This is a genomic window from Micromonospora sp. CP22 (assembly GCF_009712475.1).
Lineage (GTDB): Bacteria > Actinomycetota > Actinomycetes > Mycobacteriales > Micromonosporaceae > Micromonospora.
On sequence record NZ_VCJO01000002.1, the window covers coordinates 110,473 to 127,451 of the forward strand.

11 protein-coding genes are annotated in these 16,979 nt (G+C 71.5%); all 11 read right to left on the minus strand.

Features of this window, described 5'->3' with window-relative positions:
- Nucleotides 1–142 precede the first annotated feature (142 nt).
- From FF096_RS03940 to FF096_RS03990, 11 genes are read right to left on the minus strand one after another with little or no spacing between them, the layout of a single operon-like run.
- Nucleotides 143–1,306: a zinc-binding dehydrogenase gene (locus FF096_RS03940; protein WP_230462275.1), complete on the minus strand. Its 1,164-nt coding sequence runs from the start codon at nt 1,304–1,306 to the stop codon at nt 143–145.
- Complete coding sequence (locus FF096_RS26510) at nt 1,306–2,268, minus strand: 3-oxoacyl-[acyl-carrier-protein] synthase III C-terminal domain-containing protein (protein ID WP_309222626.1); 963 nt, start codon at nt 2,266–2,268, stop codon at nt 1,306–1,308. Before FF096_RS26510 ends, FF096_RS03940 begins: the two co-directional genes overlap by 1 nt.
- On the minus strand, nt 2,253–2,531 hold the full coding sequence (locus FF096_RS03950; protein WP_155215043.1) for an acyl carrier protein: 279 nt from the start codon (nt 2,529–2,531) through the stop codon (nt 2,253–2,255). The genes FF096_RS26510 and FF096_RS03950 overlap by 16 nt, the downstream gene beginning before the upstream one ends.
- Nucleotides 2,528–2,803 carry a biotin/lipoyl-containing protein gene (locus FF096_RS03955; RefSeq protein ID WP_155215044.1) on the minus strand — a complete coding sequence of 92 codons (276 nt, stop codon included), beginning with the start codon at nt 2,801–2,803 and terminating at the stop codon, nt 2,528–2,530. The genes FF096_RS03950 and FF096_RS03955 overlap by 4 nt, the downstream gene beginning before the upstream one ends.
- Nucleotides 2,800–3,780 carry an alpha-ketoacid dehydrogenase subunit beta gene (locus tag FF096_RS03960; RefSeq protein WP_155215045.1) on the minus strand — a complete coding sequence of 327 codons (981 nt, stop codon included), beginning with the start codon at nt 3,778–3,780 and terminating at the stop codon, nt 2,800–2,802. The genes FF096_RS03955 and FF096_RS03960 overlap by 4 nt, the downstream gene beginning before the upstream one ends.
- Complete coding sequence (locus FF096_RS03965; protein WP_155215046.1) at nt 3,777–4,673, minus strand: thiamine pyrophosphate-dependent dehydrogenase E1 component subunit alpha; 897 nt, start codon at nt 4,671–4,673, stop codon at nt 3,777–3,779. The genes FF096_RS03960 and FF096_RS03965 overlap by 4 nt, the downstream gene beginning before the upstream one ends.
- On the minus strand, nt 4,673–6,166 hold the full coding sequence (locus FF096_RS03970; RefSeq protein WP_196222449.1) for an MFS transporter: 1,494 nt from the start codon (nt 6,164–6,166) through the stop codon (nt 4,673–4,675). The genes FF096_RS03965 and FF096_RS03970 overlap by 1 nt, the downstream gene beginning before the upstream one ends.
- Nucleotides 6,163–6,900 carry a 3-oxoacyl-ACP reductase FabG gene (gene fabG, locus FF096_RS03975; protein WP_309222627.1) on the minus strand — a complete coding sequence of 246 codons (738 nt, stop codon included), beginning with the start codon at nt 6,898–6,900 and terminating at the stop codon, nt 6,163–6,165. Before fabG ends, FF096_RS03970 begins: the two co-directional genes overlap by 4 nt.
- Entirely contained in the window at nt 6,893–7,693 is an 801-nt protein-coding gene (locus FF096_RS03980; RefSeq protein ID WP_155215048.1) for a thioesterase II family protein, read from the minus strand. The genes fabG and FF096_RS03980 overlap by 8 nt, the downstream gene beginning before the upstream one ends.
- Nucleotides 7,690–13,704 carry a non-ribosomal peptide synthetase gene (locus FF096_RS03985; RefSeq protein WP_155215049.1) on the minus strand — a complete coding sequence of 2,005 codons (6,015 nt, stop codon included), beginning with the start codon at nt 13,702–13,704 and terminating at the stop codon, nt 7,690–7,692. The genes FF096_RS03980 and FF096_RS03985 overlap by 4 nt, the downstream gene beginning before the upstream one ends.
- Nucleotides 13,701–16,979 carry a non-ribosomal peptide synthetase gene (locus tag FF096_RS03990; RefSeq protein WP_155215050.1) on the minus strand — a complete coding sequence of 1,093 codons (3,279 nt, stop codon included), beginning with the start codon at nt 16,977–16,979 and terminating at the stop codon, nt 13,701–13,703. The genes FF096_RS03985 and FF096_RS03990 overlap by 4 nt, the downstream gene beginning before the upstream one ends.

Consider the following 16,979-nt stretch of genomic DNA (forward strand, 5'->3'; position numbering starts at 1 on the left):
CGAGGGGTGGGCGGCGAGCGAGGCCGCGGTTACGAGATCCGGGCGGGTACCGGTTCGCCCGCCGGCCGGTCGGACGCCGGGTCGGCGCCGAGCGTGTCCGCCGCCAGCCGGTTGGCTCGCCCGGCGGCGGACTCGTCGCTCATCAGTCGTTCACGCGGTATAGCGCGAAGTAGGACGCCACCCGGTCCTGGTTGTATGCCTGCGCGAGGGACGGGACGTCGTCGAAGTCCCATACCTCGATCGCCTGCTGCGGGGGGAGGAACTCGGTCGTCTCCATGACGTCCCGGATGGTCGAAACGTCATGGCTACGCCACACATGCGTGTTGACATGCAGGTGCCGAGCCATGCACTCGGCTCCCCGCAGCACCGGGATACGCATCCCGGCCTTCCATCCGCACGTCGAGATCACGCCCTGACGGGCCAGCACGGCGGAGCTTAGCTTCCACAGTGGCGTGCCGATGTTGTCGATGAGGATCGAGGCACCCGCCCCGTCGCTGAGTTCCCGCACCGTGGCGACGAACGCGGCCACCGACTCCTCGTGCCGGGCGACCTCGTCCGGCGTAGCACCCCGGGCCGGCACCTGGAGCCCCGGCCAGTTCCGCCGGTCGAGAGCGGTGATGCCGGACTTCTCGACCAGTTCGCGGCGCTCGTCGCTACCGACGGTCATGGCGGTCCGGAAGCCCGCGCGGGCGGCCAGCGTCAGCTCGGCCAGTGCCACGCCGCCGCCCCAGCCGAGCACCAGGTGCTCCGCCGGATCGGCGTCGGGCAGCTGGGTCCGCCAGCAGCCCAGGGCTGCGCGCCAGTTGTCCCAGGCCGTGAAGTACCGACCGTAGGTGGCCCACTGCTCGATGCTGTAGGGCGTCGACTCGGGTATCGGAAGCAGGTTCGCCAGCGGCAGGACGCTGCGCTTGGCGAGCAGTCCCATGGTGCCGGGGCAGTCGTACGCGTGCACGAGTTCGACGTAGCCGTGGCGGTCCAGCCGCCCGAACGGCATCAACAGGCACACCGTGCCGGGCTCCACCGAGGGCCCACCGGGAACGGGGTTGCTGGTCAGCACCCGGACGACGCCGAGATTACCCAGGATGACCGACTCCTCGCCCCGGGCGCTGCACACGTCGATCGGCGTACGGGTCAGGGCGTGGTCGATGTTCGCCTCCCACGCGCCGAGCAGCGGTTCGACGAGCGCCTCACCCGGCCCGGGTGCGCCGATCTCGACAACCCTGCGTTGCAGGGCGCCACCTGCGGTGCCGTCCCAGTCCGGGGCCATGGCCGCGGCGGGCAGAACCCACGCCTCGGTCGCCACCATCACGCCTCACCTTCCGCGATCGGATGCGGTCCGACGGGTAGTTCATGGTCGATGTCGTAGTCGACGGAGACCCCACCCCAGGCTTCTCCGGCGCCGTAGGCGACGGCGGCGAGCCGGGCCCGGCGGGCGACCGCGCCGTCGGTCAGCTCGGCGGCGAAGGCGAGGGGGATGGACGCCGACGAGGTGTTCCCCAGGTCGGCGATGCGGTTGACGAAGATCGGCGCGGGGGCGGGAAGCCTGCGGCGTACCTCCTCCAGGATCCGGCCGTTGGCCTGGTGGGCGACGACGACGTCCGGCTTGAAGTCCGTCGAGACGTCGGCGAGTACCCGCACCATCCGGGAAACGGCGCGTTCGTAGACCTCGGTGCCCCGGATCTGGACGCCGTTCGGCCCCATCTTCATCAGTTCGCCGAAGGCGGCGTCGCATCCGGCGACCGAGCTGGCGGGGGCGAACTGCTCGCGGTCCGCCACCCGCAGCACGCCGATGCCGTCACCGAACAGGAAGGCGGTCTGGCGGTCCTGCTGGTCGGTGATGCGCGACATCGCCTCCACCGAGCAGACCAGCGCCTCCGACACCGTCCCGGAGGTCACCATGCCCAGCGCCATCGTCAACGCGTACACCGTGCCGCAGCAGGCGGCGTTCAGGTCCACGCTGAGCACGGACGGCGGGAGACCCGCTCGGGTCGCCACCGCCTGCGCCAGCCCCGGCACCCGCGCGTCGCTCGACGTGCTCACCAGCAGCAGCGCCCCGATCCGCGTACGGTCCGGACCACGCTCGACGACGGTGCGTACGACGTCGGCCGCGGCCTCGGCGAGATCGGCGTCCTCGGCGAACCAGGCCCTGCTGTGGATCCCGGTGCGTCGGGTGATCCAGGCGTCGGTGAGCGAGATGCCGGTGAAGTGCTCGTTGGAGATCCGGTCCGGCGGAACCCAGGCCTGAACGTCGGTCAGCCCTGCTGCCACGACGACTCCACCAGCGACTGCAGGTACGGGACGTAATCGCGGTACGTCTCGAACGCGGCGACGGTCGCCGCGTCGGTCTGGACGTGGAGCCGGCGCTCCAACTCGTGGGTGACCTCCAGCGAGTCGAGGCTGTCGAAGGGGAGCTGGGCGATCTTCTCGTCCAGGACCGTCTCGTCGGCCTGCTCGTCGTACGCGGACAGTTTCTCCGTCACGACGTCGAGCACGACCTGGGGGATCTGTTCGAGGGTGACCGCGCTGTTCATGACTTCTCGCTCTCGTTGATGGTTTCGGTTACCTGAAGCCGGTAGAGCGGATCGCCGACGTTCAACATGGCGCCGGGCTCCGCCAGTAGTGATTCGATGACTCCCGCACGTTCGGCGATGACCTCCTGGGTGGCCTTGGCCGTCTCGACCTCGACCACCGCGTCACCCCGGCTGATCTCCTGGCCGGGCTTGACCGCCCACTCGATCAGCAGCACCTCTTCGAGGCCCTGTCCGAACGGGGGAACACAGATCTCGACCGATCCATGGCTCATGACGCGACCTCCAGTAGGGCCTGGACGATGTCCTTCTGCTGCACGACGTAGTGGTATTCGTCGTTGGCCGGCGGCATCGGCTCGTGCGGTGCGCCCATCCGCCGTACCGGGGCTTTCAGTGCGGTGAACGCGTGCTCGGCCACGGTCGCGGCCACCTCGGCGCCGACGCCGTGGGTGAGGCAGGACTCCTGGACGACGAGCAGCCGACCGGTCCGACGCACGGACTCCAGCACCCCTTCGTGGTCGATCGGGGAGATCCAGCGCAGGTCCAGCACCTCGACGTCGACCTCACCGGCGACCTCCTCGGCGGCGGCCAGCGCCGTCAGGGTCATCGCGCCGTAGGTGACCAGCGTGACGTCGGCTCCGGGCCGCAGGGTGCGTACCGCCATGGGGTTGCGGGGCGGCACGGCGGCCGGGGCGGGCGGCACCCGCTTCCAGTAGAGCCGGATGGGCTCGTAGAGCAGGACCGGGCCGGGCGTGGCCAGTGCCTCGTCGATGACCGCGCGATGGTCCTCGCCGGTGCTCGGGTAGGCCACCCGGAGCCCGGGGACGGCGGCGAAGATGCTCTCGTTGGACTCCGAGTGGTGCTCCACTCCCCGGGTGCCACCCCCGGACGGAATCCGCACCACCAGGTGCAGGTCGTCGGTGCCGCCCCACCTGCCGCGCAGCCGGGCCGCCTGGGTGATGAGCTGGTTCGCGGCCGGGAAGCAGAAGCCGTCGAACTGGATCTCGCAGATGGGCAGCAGTCCACTGAGGGACATGCCGATGGCCTGCCCGACGATGCTGGACTCGGCCAGGGTGGTGTCCCGCACCCGGTCCGCGCCGAACCTGGCCTGGAGGCCACGGGTCACCCGGAACACTCCCCCGAGGCGGCCGATGTCCTCGCCGAGCAGGACGATACGGTCGTCGACCTCCATGAGCCCCGCCAGCGAGGAGTTGATGCTTGCCGCCAGGGTCTGGCTTCTCGGTTGCGTCATCGGGTGTACTCCTTCAGCAGGTCTGCGCGCAGGTCGCTGGTCCGCCGTTCCATGTCGGCGAGCCAGTCCGGGTCGACGGTCCCGTCCTCGAGCAGGCGCCGACGGTAGGCGACCACCGGATCCCGGCTGACCGCCGCCGCGATGTCCGCCTCGTCGCGGTAGATCTCCTGGGTGTCCGAGCTGGTGTGGCTGAGGATCCGGTCGACGGAGAACTCGATCAGGCGAGGGCCGGGCTCGGTGGCCAGCAGCCGCAGCTCGGCGGTGACGGCCTCGTAGACGATCTCGGGATCGCGGCCGTCCACCTGACGGGAGGCGATGCCGAAGCCGGCCGCCCGCTCGGCGATGCTCGTCCGCATCTGCTCGGACGTGGGCTTGGAGATCGCCCACCCGTTGTTCACGTTCAGGAACAGGACGCTGGCCCGCTCGACCGCCGCGAGGTTGAACGCCTCGGCGGCATCGCCCTCACTGCTCGCGCCGTCGCCGAAGAAGACCGCGACGGGTTCCTCCCGCCCCTGGATGCGGGTGCCGAGCGCATAACCCACCGCAGGGAGCATCTGGCTGGCGAGCACGAGGGTGAACGGGAACATCCGGAGCGGTCGCGGCTGCCAGCCACAGAACGACCGACCCGACCAACCGGCGACGACCTGCTCCGGCGTCGCCCCGCGGACCAGGGCCACCGCCGCCTCCCGGTAGGACGGCACGATGACCAGCCCGTCGAGGGCGTACGCCGCGCCCACTTGGAGGGCCTCCTGGCCGGTACACGGCGCCCAGAGGTCGATGAGCCCCTGCTTACGCAGCAGGATCGCCTCCTCGTCGACCGCCCGGGCGACGAGCATCTGCTCGAGAAACTGCCGCCGCATGACCGACGTTAGTTCGGTCGTCGCCTGCGTCATCAGGGTTCCTCCCTGCTAGTACGGGATGTCGGGTGCGCGGCCATGGCGAGGTCACCGGAGTCCGGCGACCGGTTCGGCGGGGCGGGACCCGATGGCTCGGTGGGTCGGATGAACAGCACGGCCACCACCGCCGCCAGGACCAGGAGCCCGATGGTGAGCCCCAGGGCGTCGACCAGGCCGGCGATGGTGTTCTCGAACGGCGCGGCGTCGGGGTGCGCCGCTGCCCAGGAGGCCGCGCCGGCGGCCGCCATTCCGTTGAGGACGATGGTGCCGATCGCGGCACTCACCTGCTGGACCGCCGCGTAGATCGCCGACGCCGCGGCCGCGTTGCCCGGGACGACTCCGTAGGTCGAGATGTTCGTGCACGGGACGAGGACCGTCCCCAGCCCGAAGCCGAGGAGGATCTCGGCCGGCAGCAGCACTGTCACGTAGGAACTGGTGGGGTTCAGCTGCCGCATGATCATGACTGCGGTCACCGCGAGGCCGAGTCCGGCCAGGATGAGCAGTCGGGGATGGGTGTTGGCGAACCGACCGGAGAGCACCGTCGCCCCCAACGCCATGCTCACGACCAGGGGGATGAACGCCAGCCCCGTCGCCACCGGGGAGTACCCCTTGACGTCCTGTAGGTAGAAGGTCGCCAGGATGAAGAGGCCGAACAGGCCCATCAGCACGCACGTCGTGACGAGGTAGGCCCCGGCCCGGGCCGGCTGCGCCACGACCGCCGGTGGTAGCAGCGGAGCGCTCGCCCGGCGCTCCACCAGGATCAGCGCCACGATCGACAGCACACCGGCCGCCAACAGGGCGACCACCGTCGGGTCGACGCCGTCGGACTGCGAGCGGGCCACCCCGAGGGCGAGCGCGGCCAGGCCCGCCAGCAGCAGCCCTCCACCCACGAGGTCGTTGCGGGGTACCCGCACCGCGTGGGCCTCCCGGGGCAGCAGCGTCGCCCCGCCCACCGCCGCGACCGCGACGAAGGGCAGGACGAACCAGAACGCCCAGCGCCAGGTGAGGATCTGGGTGAGCAGACCGCCGACGACGAGGCCCAGGGCCAGGCCGCTGGCGGCCACCGAGCTGTAGATGCCCATCGCCCTGGCCCGGTCGCGTCCCCGAGGGAACGTCGCGGAGACGATGGCGAGCGCCGAGGGCGCGAGTACCGCTCCCGACAGTCCCTGCCAGACCCGGCCGACCAGCAGGAGCACCGGCTCCTGGGCGCAACCGGCGACGATCGACGCGAGACCGAACGAGGCCAGCCCGGCGACGAACGTCCGCCGATGCCCGACGGTGTCGGCCAGCCGTCCGCCCGACAGGAGAGCCCCCGCGAACGCCAGCGAGTAGGCGGCGACCACCCACTGACGGGTGGAGTCCGACAGCCCGACGGCGGCCTGGATCGAGGGCAGTGCGACGTTGGCCACGGTCACGTCGATCGCCACGACGAACTGTCCGAGCGTGGCGAAGGCGAGAACGGCCCAACGGCGCCGGTCGGGCTTTGTCACCAGAGGCCGCCGTCGACGGTCAGGACCTGCCCGGTGATGTACGACGCCCGTGGCGAGGCCAGGAAGGAGACGGCGTCCGCCACCTCCTCGGGGCGACCGAAGCGCCGCAGCGCGGCCCGGCGCTTCGCCTCGGCGCGCAACGCCTCGGGCAGCTCGGAGACCTGCTCCGTCTCCACGAAACCGGGCGCCACCACGTTGGCGCGGATGCCGAACCGGCCGACCTCCTGCGCCAGTGCCAGGGTGAATCCGACGATCCCCGCCTTGGCCGCGGAGTAGTTGCTCTGGCCCGGGTTGCCCCGGATACCGGAGACCGACGACAGGGTGATCACGACGCCACGGCGGCGGGTGACCATCTCCTCGACGACGCCACGGCAGACGTGGTAGACGCCGTCGAGGTCGACTCGCATCACCCGCTGCCAGTCCTCGTCCCGCATCGTCAGCAGCGGGGTGTCACGGACGACCGCGGCCGATGCGACCAGGCAGGTCACCGGACCCAGGGCGTCCCGCGCACCGTCGAGGAAGGTGTCCACCTGGGCCCGGTCGGAGACGTCGGCCCGCCGCGAGTAGACCTCCCGCCCGAGGGCCCGGACCTCGTCCTCCACCTCCTGGGCCGCCTCGGACCGCGACGCGAAGCAGAAGCCCACGTCGTAGCCCTGGCGAGCCAGTTCGAGGACGACCGAACGTCCGATGCCCCTACTGCCACCGGTCACGATGGCCACGCCCGGCTTAGTCACGCCAGTACCTTTCGTCTTGTCGGCGTTCGTCGATGACTGCGGCTGCGGTGCGGGCGGGGCGTGCCCCGACCGCGACAGCCGCTGGCGGGCGGAGCAGGTCCTGTCGGAGCTGACGGGCCACGGTGTCCAGCACCGCCCGCCGGTGCTGGACGACGAAGAAGTGCCCGCCGGGGAAGATCGTCTGGCTGACCGGGCCGACCGTGGTCTCACCCCAGCGCGACAGCGCCGAAGCGGGGACGACGTGGTCGTCCAGCCCGCCGAGCACCGTCACCGGTACGTCGAGGAGCACGGCCGGCTTCAGCGGCATCTGGTGGAGGATCTCCACGCCGGCCCGGAACGCCTCCAGCACCTCGCCGAGGATCTCCGGCTCGCGCAGCAGCGCCTCGGGAGTGCCGCCGATGCGGCGCATCTCGGCGAGCACCGCCGCGTCGTCGGCCTGTGCCAACGATCGCGGCCGTTGCCCCGTGCCGGGTGGTCCGGCCGCCGAGACGATCAGCCGGACCGGCTGCGGTTCCCCGCGTCGGGCCAGCTCCCGGACCACCTCCAGGGCGAGGGCCCCGCCCAGGCTGTGACCGAACAGCGCGTACGGCCCCGAGGCCCGCCGGCAGCTGCGGATGACGTCGTCGACCAGCGCGCGGAGGTCCCACAGCATCGGCTCGTGCCGGCGCGCGCCCCGCCCGGGGTACTCCACGGCGGTGACGGCGATGCCGGGCGGAGCGTCGTTGGTCCACGGCCTGAACAACGCGGCGCTGCCACCCGCGTGCGGCAGGCAGAACAGCTCGACGGCGGTCATCGGTCCTCCTCGGACATCCGGGCGAGGACCGCGTCACGCAGGGCGGTGAGGGTCATCTCGGGATCGGCCACCGCCATCGACACCAGTCGGGGGAACGCCTCGGTCATCGCACCCATCACGTCCCGGTCGACCACCTCGGGCGAGAAGAGCCAGATGCCGTTGAGGACACCGTCGCGCTCGTGCATGGCGAGGTAGAAGTCGAGGTTGAACGGCTGCATCGCCGTGATCACCTCGGGGATGATCGCCTCGTCGTTGTCCGAGCCGACGTCGGAGAGCGGGCTGGACACCAGCGGACCCAGGTCGAGCGCGAAGGGCTCGTAGTTGACCAGGTTGAACATGGTCCGCATCGGGTCGAGCTGCTGCTGGCCGCCGAAGAGCAGCCGCAGCGGCGCCTCCTGGTTCGCCTGGCCCTGGAGGAACGAGTCCCGGACCAGCCGCGCGACGTCGGCGAAGGAGTTCCGCCAGTCGAGGCGTACCCGGACCACGATCTCGTTGATGAAGTACCCGACCATCGACTGCGTCTCCGGCTGGTCCCGACCGGCGAGCGGCACGGTGACGCTGAGGTCGTCCGACCCGGAGTAGCAGGCGTGCAGGGTGTCGAACGCCGCCAGGAGGAACATGAACGGCGTGACGCCGAGCCGCCGGGACACCTCGTGCACGTCCCGGGTGACCGACTCGGAGAGGACGAACCCCTGGGTGTACCCGTCGACCGGGCGTCCGAGCTGGTGCTCCGGCGCGCTGAAGGTCGGCGGTGCGGGCAGGTCACGCAGCGTCTCGCGCCAGTAGTTCACCTGCTCGTCGAGTTCGCCCGTGGCCAGGCGGTCCTGTTGCCACACCGCGAAGTCCAGGTAGGACACCGGCAGGGCCGCCAGGCGCGGGTCCTCCCCCGCGATCGCCTTCTGGTACGCCGTGGCCAGGTCACGTTGCAGCTGGCTGTACCCCCACGGGTCGATCACGATGTGGTGCAGCACCATGACCAGGACGTGACGCCCGTCGCCCACGTGCACGAGCGCGGAACGCACCGGGCGGCCGTCGGCCATGGTGAAGCCCACCCGCTGCTCGTCCGCGATGACCTCGGTGACGACGGACCACGCGTTCTCGGCCCCGGAGGCGTCGACGACGCGCAGCGGCCAGGCCGGCTCCTCGACCACCAACTGCCGCCACTCGCCGTCGATCTCCATGACCCGGGTACGCAGCACCTCGTGTCGGCGTACCACCTCCACCAGCGCGCGGCGCAGCGCCTCGACGTCGACGGTGGCCCCGGGGGCGTCCGGTGCGGCTTGCAGGACCGTGGCCACGACGACGTTGTGGTGCGGGTTGTCCAGACCGGCGGGCTGGAGCACGTTGTTGAGCTGGGGGAAGGAGAGCGGCATCGGCCGGCGCCGGGGCACCCGCGTGATGCGTCCACCCGAGTGCCGAGGGGTGAGCCGGATGTCGCCCGTGCCGCTTTCCGCGACGTCGGCGAGGCGGGCGAGCGTCTCCTGCCACGCCCGGGTCACGGCGGCGACCGTCTCGTCCGACACCGCCCCCTCGGGCCAGGTCCACTCGGCCACCAGCCGGGGAGCGGAGGCATCGCCCTCGACGCGGGTGTTGAGGTTGAGCGCACGCGTCAGCCGAGGCGCGAGGCCGTGCGCGGGATCGCGCAGGGCCGCCGCCCGGCCGGTGTCGACCTCCCAGTCGCCGTCGCCGGAACGCTGCCCCACCCACCCGAGGTGGTTGTAGACGATCTGCGGGTCCGGCGCGCCGAGCAGCTCCTGCCCGGCCGGGTCGAGATAGCGCAGCACGCCGTAGGTCCAGCCGACCTCCGACACGGCGCGGACGGCACCCACCGTGGTGCGGACCGTGTCGGCCAGGGTGACCGCCGACTGGGTGGCTCCGGCGCGTACCGGCACCCGGACCGGGTGGATCTCGGTCAGCCAGCCGACCGTCCGGACGGTGTCCGCTCCGGCCACGTCGCGACCGTGCCCCTCGACCTCGACGAGGACGTCCGCCTCGGCGACGCCGGGTTCGAACGTCTCGGCCAGCGCGATCCCCATCGCGGTCAGGCACAGCTCGTCGACACCGACGCCGAACTCCACCGCGGTGGTGTCGAGCAGCCGGGCGCTGAGTCGCGAGTCGACGTGCTGGACGATTTCACGGGTCGGGGCACTCACGTCGGCCACCGGGAGAACGGCCGTCGTGCCGGCGCCGACCTCCCGCCAGAACCCGGCCCGGTCGCGGACCTCGTCGCTGTCGGTGAGGTCCACGACGGCCTGCGCCCAGGTGTGCATCGACACGGGCACCGCCGGCAACTCGCCGGGGCCACCTGCGGCGATCCGCTGCCACGCGCGACGCAGGTCACCGAGGACGATCCCCCACGACACCGCGTCGACGACGAGGTGGTGGACGACCACGGCCAGCAGCGGGCGCTCGCCGGATCCCCGGTTCAGCAGAACCGCCGCGACGTTACGTCCCTCGCGGGGGTCCAGGATGCTGTTGACGGCTCCGACGTGCGCCGTGACCAGCCGGTCGACAGCGTCGTCGGGCAGGCCCTCGGCGTCGACGACGACCAGCTTGGCGGCGGCCGGTTCGTCGGGTACGACCAGCCGCCAGTCCTCGCGGTCGGTCTCCAGTCGCGCCGCCAGGATGCGGTGGTGCGCGACCACGGCGTCCAGCGCCCGTTGCAGGTCGGCGGGCCGGGTCGCCACCGGCAGCCGGAGCAGTACCCGGTGCGTGTACCCGGTCAACAGGGTCCCCGCCGAGCGCATGCGCGCCAGCACGGGCCAGGTGGGGACGACTCCCGTACCCGGATCGTGGACGGCCACCCGCACCTCGGATCGCGGGCTGGCGGCGGCGAGCGCGGCGACGCTCTGGTGCAGGAAGACATCGCGGGTGGTCAGCTCGAAGCCCGCTTCGCGGGCTGCGGACACCAGGTGGATCGCCTTGATCGAATCGCCACCGAGGTCGAAGAAGGTGGCGTGCGCGTCACGCACCGGCCGACCGAGGACGGCCTCGAACGCCTCGGCCATGGCCAGTTCGTCCGGCGCGTCCGGTGCGACCACCGACGCGGTGTCGTCGACCGTCGCGACCGGCCAGGGCAGGGCAGCCCGGTCGATCTTTCCGGTGCTCTGCAACGGCATCGCGTCGAGTACGACGACATCGGTGGGCACCATGTGCTCGGGCAGCCGTTGGGCCACCGCGTCCAGCACCTCCCGCCGCGTGAGGGGCTCCGCCCCCGGCTCGCCGGTGACGTACGCGACCAGGCGGGCGGAGCTCTCGTCCGACCGGGCGCACACGCAGCAGGCGGTCACCCGGGGCGCGGCGAGGATCGCCATCTCCACCTCGGCCGGCTCGATCCGGTAGCCCCGGATCTTCACCTGGTGGTCGACCCGGCCGAGGAACCGGATCCGGCCGTCCATGTCCCACCAGACGCGGTCGCCCGTCCGGTACATCACCGTGCCCGCCGGACCGAACGGGTCCGGCACGAAACGCTCGGCGGTCAGCTCCTCCCGATTGACGTAGCCCTCGGCCACCTGGGTGCCGGCCAGGTGAAGCTCGCCGATCACCCCGGGCGGCACCAGCCGACCCGCCGCGTCCAGCACGAACGCGCGCATGCCCGGCACGGGCCGTCCGAGGGCGAGGGTGCCGCGTGCGACGTCGGCGTCGTCCACCGGGCCGGTGAGCGCTCCGATCGTCGTCTCCGTCGGCCCGTAGTGGTTGACGAGCTGCCGCCCGTGCCGCTCGGTGCAGAGCCGCACGAGGTCGTCGACGGCGATGCCCTCGCCGCCGAGAACGAGGCTGCGACGCGGCCAGACCGCCTCCGGACCGGCCGTCGCGACGATCGCCATCAGGTGCGACGGGACCAGCTTCGCGTGGTCGACCGCGTTGAGCGCGGCGGCCACGACAGCCGGATCCGTCGCCTCCGTACGCCCCAGGACGCGCAGCGTGCCGCCGGTGGTCAGCGAGGTGACGAGCGTGGTCAGCGCGAAGTCGGTGTAGGCCTGCTGGAGCAGCGCGTAGCTCTCCCCCGGACGCCCCCAGCCGAGCCTCGGCGGCACGTTACGGGCGTAGTGCAGGAGGGCCCGCTGTGCGATGGCGACCCCCTTGGGACGCCCGGTGGTGCCGGAAGTGAAGATCACGTACGCGGTCCGGCCGGGGTCGGTGTCGACCGCCGGCGGCTGCGCCGGGTCCTCCCCCGCCTTGTCGGCGGCCAGAAGGACGAACCCGCCGGGCTCGCGTTCCCCGACGACGACCGACGCGCCGCAGTCCTGGAGCATGAAGGCGATCCGCTCGTCCGGCCACCCGGGATCGAGGGGAAGGTAGGCCGCCCCCAGTCGCCAGCAGGCGAGCATCGTCGTGAGGAAGCGTTCATCGGTCTCGTACGTCAGACCGACGACGTCCCCGGCGCTCACCCCGGCGGCGGCGAGCCGCGCCGCCAGTCGGTCGGCGTTGCCGAGCAGTTCGGCGTAGGTCGTGTCGCCGGAGTGGGTCGCGACGGCGACGGCATCGGGCTGCCGCTGCGCCGCCCGCGCGACCAGCTCGTAGACGTTGCCGACGTCCGGCGTCTGCGGTTCACCGCCGTCGCCCCAGGCGAGGATGCGTCGCCGCCACGCCAGGTCGAGCACGTCGATCTCACTCACCCGCTGGCCGGGATTGGCGACGGCGATCCTGAGCACCCGGTTGAGCTGTTCCGCGAGCAGTGCGCCGCGCGCCTCGTCGAACAGGTCGGCGCTGTAGACGAGTCGGCCCCAGAGCGCGTCGCCGTCCTCGATGAGGTCCAGCTGGATGTCGAACTTCGCCGTCAACGCCTCGACGCCGAGCGGGTGGATGCGCAGGTCACCGTAGTCCCACTGCGGCAGCGGGGCGTTCTGGAACGAGAACATCGCCTGGAACAGGGGATTACGCGAGAGACTCCGGCCCGGTGCGAGACTCTGCACGATCTTCTCGAACGGCGTCCGGTCGTGCGCGAACGCCTCCAGCGCGGTGCTCGCGGTCCGCTTCACCAACTCGCCGAAGGTCGGGTCGTCAGCGGCGTCCAGGCGCAGGGCCACGGTGTTGACGAAGCAGCCGATCAACCCTTCCAGCTCGGGCAGTGGGCGACCCGCGACCGGGGTGCCGACCACGACCTCGTCGTTCTGACCGACCCGGACGAGGAACGTCGCGAACGCGGCGGCCAGCACCATGAACCGGGTGCAGCCCAGTTCCTTGGCCAGCGCGGTGACACCGGCGGCTACCGGGGCCGGGATGGTGATCGGTACGGACTGCCCCCGGTACGACTTCTCCGCCGGGCGGGGACGGTCGCCCACCAGCCCGGTCTCTGGGTCCGCACCGGCGAGCTTCTCCGTCCAGTACGCGATGTCGGCGGCCTCGTCCTCGCCCTCCCGGGCCGCCTGCCAGAGCGCGAAGTCGGGGTAGTCGATGGTCAGCGGGGTGAGCGGGGCCGATCCCCGGACCAGCCCGCCGTAGATCTGCATCACCTCGCGCATCAGCACGCCGATCGACCACATGTCCGAGACGATGTGGTGCATCCCGAAGATCACGCCGTGGTCGCCGGGGCCGAAGCGCAGCACGTCGACGCGGAGCAGTGAGCCGTTCGCCAGGTCGAACGGCTCCAACGCCATGTCGTCCTGGCGGCGCCGGATCGCCTCGACTGGGTCGCCCGCGACCTCCGACACCGTCACGCGGGGTTCCAGGTTGTCCAGCACCACCTGGCGGGGACCGTCCCCGAAGTCCCGGAAGACCGTCCGCAGTGACTCGTGGCGTTGCGCCATGGCACGGCACGCCCGGGTGAACAGCTCCACGTCGAGCGGCCCGTCGATGCGCAGTCCGCCCAGGATCACGTAGGGCGAGACCTCACCCACGATCTGGTCGAGGATCCACATCTGCCGCTGTTGTGGGGTGAGCAGCACCGGACGCGCCGGATCGCTGCGCCGTTCGACGGTCAGCCGTGGCCCCCGTTGGACGCCCTCGGCCCGCAGCCGACTGTCGAGCAGCGCGAGCCGCTCCGGGCTGAGGTTCAGGCGGAGACTCATCGGTCGCCCTCGCCACGCAACTCGGCGGCGACCTCGTCGTCGCCGAGGTCCGACATCTCGAGGATCAGCTCCGCCATCCGCTCGACCGTCTCCGGGCTGTCGGCGAGTTCGCCCACCGCGACCGCGAGACCCGCGACCGTCGGATCCCGGAAGATCCGCTGGAGCGGAACGTTCACCCCGAAGGCGGTACGGACCCGGACCAGCACCCGGGTGCTCAGCAGCGAGTGCCCGCCGAGGGCGAAGAAGTCGTCCCGGACCCCGATCCGGTCCACGCCCAGGACCTCTTCCCAGATCGCCGCGACGACCTTCTCGGTGGCGCTGCGCGGCGCGACGTACTCGCGCTCGACCATGCCCGGCCGGGGCAGCGCCGACCGGTTGATCTTCCCGTTGGCGGTGAGCGGGAAGCTCTCCTGCTCCACGATCACCGGCGGGACCATGTACTCCGGCAGCCGGTCGGCCAGCCGCCGCTGGAGGGCGGCGCGGTCGAGTGGTCCGGCGCCGTCGGCGAGCCGGACGTAGCCGACCAGGCGCTGGTCGCCGGGGGTGTCCTCACGGACGATCGCCACCGCCTCGACGATCGTGTCGTCGGCCAGGAGGGCCGCTTCGACCTCGCCGAGTTCGACCCGGTAGCCCCGGAGCTTGACCTGGTGGTCGAGCCGCCCGAGGAATTCGAGTTCGCCGTTGCTGTCCCGGCGCACCAGGTCGCCGGTGCGGTACCAGAGCCCTTCCCCGTCGGCACGGGAGACGAACCGGTCGGCGGTCAGCTCGGGGCGTTGCCAGTAGCCGAGGCTCACGCCGCTGCCACCGATCCACAGCTCACCCGGTACACCGATCGGCGCGGGCAGGCCGCTCGGTTCCACCACCAGCAGGTCGGTGTTGGCGATCGGCTCACCCAGGCGGACCGGACCGTCACCCACCCGGTCGACCGAGGACCAGATGGTGGTCTCCGTCGGGCCGTACATGTTCCACGTCTCGTCGACGACGGCCGTCAGGTCCGTGGCCAGCGCGGGCGGTAGGGCCTCCCCACCGACGAGCGCGCGGAACGAGCCCGCCGGACGCCACCCCTGGTCGAGCAGCATCCGCCAGGTGGTGGGCGTGGCCTGCATGAGGTCGGCGCCGCTCTCGTCGATCAGCGCCGCCAGGCGGACGGCGTCGACGACCACGTCGCGCTCGGCCAGCACCACCGTGCCGCCGATGCTCAGCGGCAGCAGCAGTTCGAGCATGGAGATGTCGAACGAGAAGGTGGTCACGGCGACCAGGACCTCACCGGCCGACATGCCGGGCCGCTCGGCCATCGAGCGCAGGAAGTTGTCGAGTGCCCGGTGCGGTACGACGACACCCTTGGGCACGCCGGTGGAGCCCGACGTGTAGATGACGTACGCGGTGTCCCCACCGTTTCGCCCGTCGACCGGGCGCGGCACCGAGCCACCGTCGGTGGCCGGGGCGCTGCCCGGCAGGTCCAGCAGCTCGATCGCCACCCCGCCCAGCGGCCCGCTGGTCTCCTCGACGGCGATGGCGAGGCTCAGCCCGGAGTCCTCGACCGTGTGCCGGATCCGCGCCTCGGGGAAGGCGGGGTCGATCGGCACGTACGCGGCACCGCAGCTGAGCACGGCGAGCAGCGAGATGATGATCCGCTCGTCCCGGGGCAGGCAGATGCCCACGAGGCTGCCTCGGCCCACCCCGCGCGCCTGGAGCCGGACCGCCAGCGCGTCCACCTCGCTGATCAACTCGCGGTACGTCAACTTCCCACGGCCGATCACGGCCACGTCGTCGGGACGCAGCGCCGCGCTCTGCCGGACGAGGTCGTCGGCCAGGCCGCTGCCGCCCCAGTCCTTGCGCGGTCCCCGCCCGAGGGCTTCGATCTGCCGCAGGTCAGCCGGGTCGAGGAGGTTGACGGCGGACACCGGCTTGTCGGGCTCGTCGAGCAGCCCGGCGATCAGGGCGGTGAGTTCCCGCCCGAGCCGCTCGATGGTCGGCGGGTCGAACAGGTCGGTGCTGTACTCGAACCAGCCGGTCAGCCCGGCGCTCTCGAAGACCTGGAGTTCCAGGTCGAAACGAGCCGTACGGCTCGGGATGTCGAGCGGTTCGAGCGACAGTCCACCGGCCGAGAACGTCGGGATGTCGATGTTCTGGTAGATGAAGGACACCTGGAACAGCGGGCTGCGCGCCGCGTCCCGTTCGGGCTGGACCGCGTCGACGATCTGCTCGAAGGAGAGCTCCTGGTGGGCGAAGGCACCCAGCGCCGTGGACCGCACCTGCTGGACGAGGGTCCGGAAGTCGGCGTCGGGGTCGATCCGGACCCGCATCGGCAGCATGTTGACGAAGTAGCCGATCAGATGCTTGATCTCGTCGCGGTCCCGGTTGGCGGTGGGCACCCCGACGACCACGTCGTCGGTGCGGCTGACCCGCGCCAGCAGGACGGAGAAGGCGGCCAGGGTGGCCATGAACGGGGTGACCCCCGCGTCCTTGCAGAACGCGCGCAGCCGGTCGAACATGGCCGGTTCGAGTTCGAACAGGACGGTGGAGCCCCGGATGCCCTGGACCGGCGGGCGGGGACGGTCGGCCGGCAGGTCGATGCCGCCCGGCACACCCTCCAGCGTCTGCCGCCAGTAGTCGAGGTCGGGGGCGGCGGCCCCCTCCTGCATCCGGCGGTGTTGCCACTGGGAGTAGTCCGAGTACTGGATCGGCAGTTCGGGCAGTTCCGCCCGGGGCCCGCCGGTGATCTCCCCGTACAGTGCCGCGAGTTCGGTGAGGAACTGCGTGGTCGACCAGAGGTCGGCGGCGATGTGGTGGATGGTGACCAGCAGGATGTGGTCGTCGGCGCTCAGCCGGAGGAACCTCAGGCGCAGCAGGGGGCCGGTCTCGATGTCGAAGGCGCGGTTGAACTCCCGCTGGGCCCGCTCCTGGATCGCGTCCCACGCGTCCGGGGCGGCCAGTTCCGGGTGGTCCTCGACCACGAGTTCCGGTTCCAGCCAGGGGTGGACGACCTGCACCGGGCTGCCGTCCTCGTCCCGGAAGGTCGTGCGCAGCGCCTCGTGACGTTCGACGATCCGGTTGACCGCCTTCGACCACGCCTCGATGTCCAGCGGTCCGGTGATCCGGATGGCCCGGGGAAGGTTGTTGGAGGTGTTCCCGGGCATGAGTTGATCGAGGAACCACATCCGCTGCTGCGGGAACGATGCGGGAAACTCGCGCTGCCGGCGGCGGCGGAGTCCTTCGATCAGCAGTGCCCGCTTCTCCTCGACGGTGAGCTGATCCGGGTCTATCGCGGCCAT

What these genes read in the sequence shown, in the direction of transcription:
- FF096_RS03940 (WP_230462275.1), bottom strand. Translation starts at nt 1,306, where the DNA reads ATGGTGGCGACCGAGGCGTGGGTTCTGCCCGCCGCGGCCATGGCCCCG.
- FF096_RS03950 (WP_155215043.1), bottom strand. Translation starts at nt 2,531, where the DNA reads ATGAACAGCGCGGTCACCCTCGAACAGATCCCCCAGGTCGTGCTCGAC.
- FF096_RS03955 (WP_155215044.1), bottom strand. Translation starts at nt 2,803, where the DNA reads ATGAGCCATGGATCGGTCGAGATCTGTGTTCCCCCGTTCGGACAGGGC.
- FF096_RS03960 (WP_155215045.1), bottom strand. Translation starts at nt 3,780, where the DNA reads ATGACGCAACCGAGAAGCCAGACCCTGGCGGCAAGCATCAACTCCTCG.
- FF096_RS03965 (WP_155215046.1), bottom strand. Translation starts at nt 4,673, where the DNA reads ATGACGCAGGCGACGACCGAACTAACGTCGGTCATGCGGCGGCAGTTT.
- FF096_RS03980 (WP_155215048.1), bottom strand. Translation starts at nt 7,693, where the DNA reads ATGACCGCCGTCGAGCTGTTCTGCCTGCCGCACGCGGGTGGCAGCGCC.
- FF096_RS03985 (WP_155215049.1), bottom strand. Translation starts at nt 13,704, where the DNA reads ATGAGTCTCCGCCTGAACCTCAGCCCGGAGCGGCTCGCGCTGCTCGAC.
- FF096_RS03990 (WP_155215050.1), bottom strand. Translation starts at nt 16,979, where the DNA reads ATGGCCGCGATAGACCCGGATCAGCTCACCGTCGAGGAGAAGCGGGCA.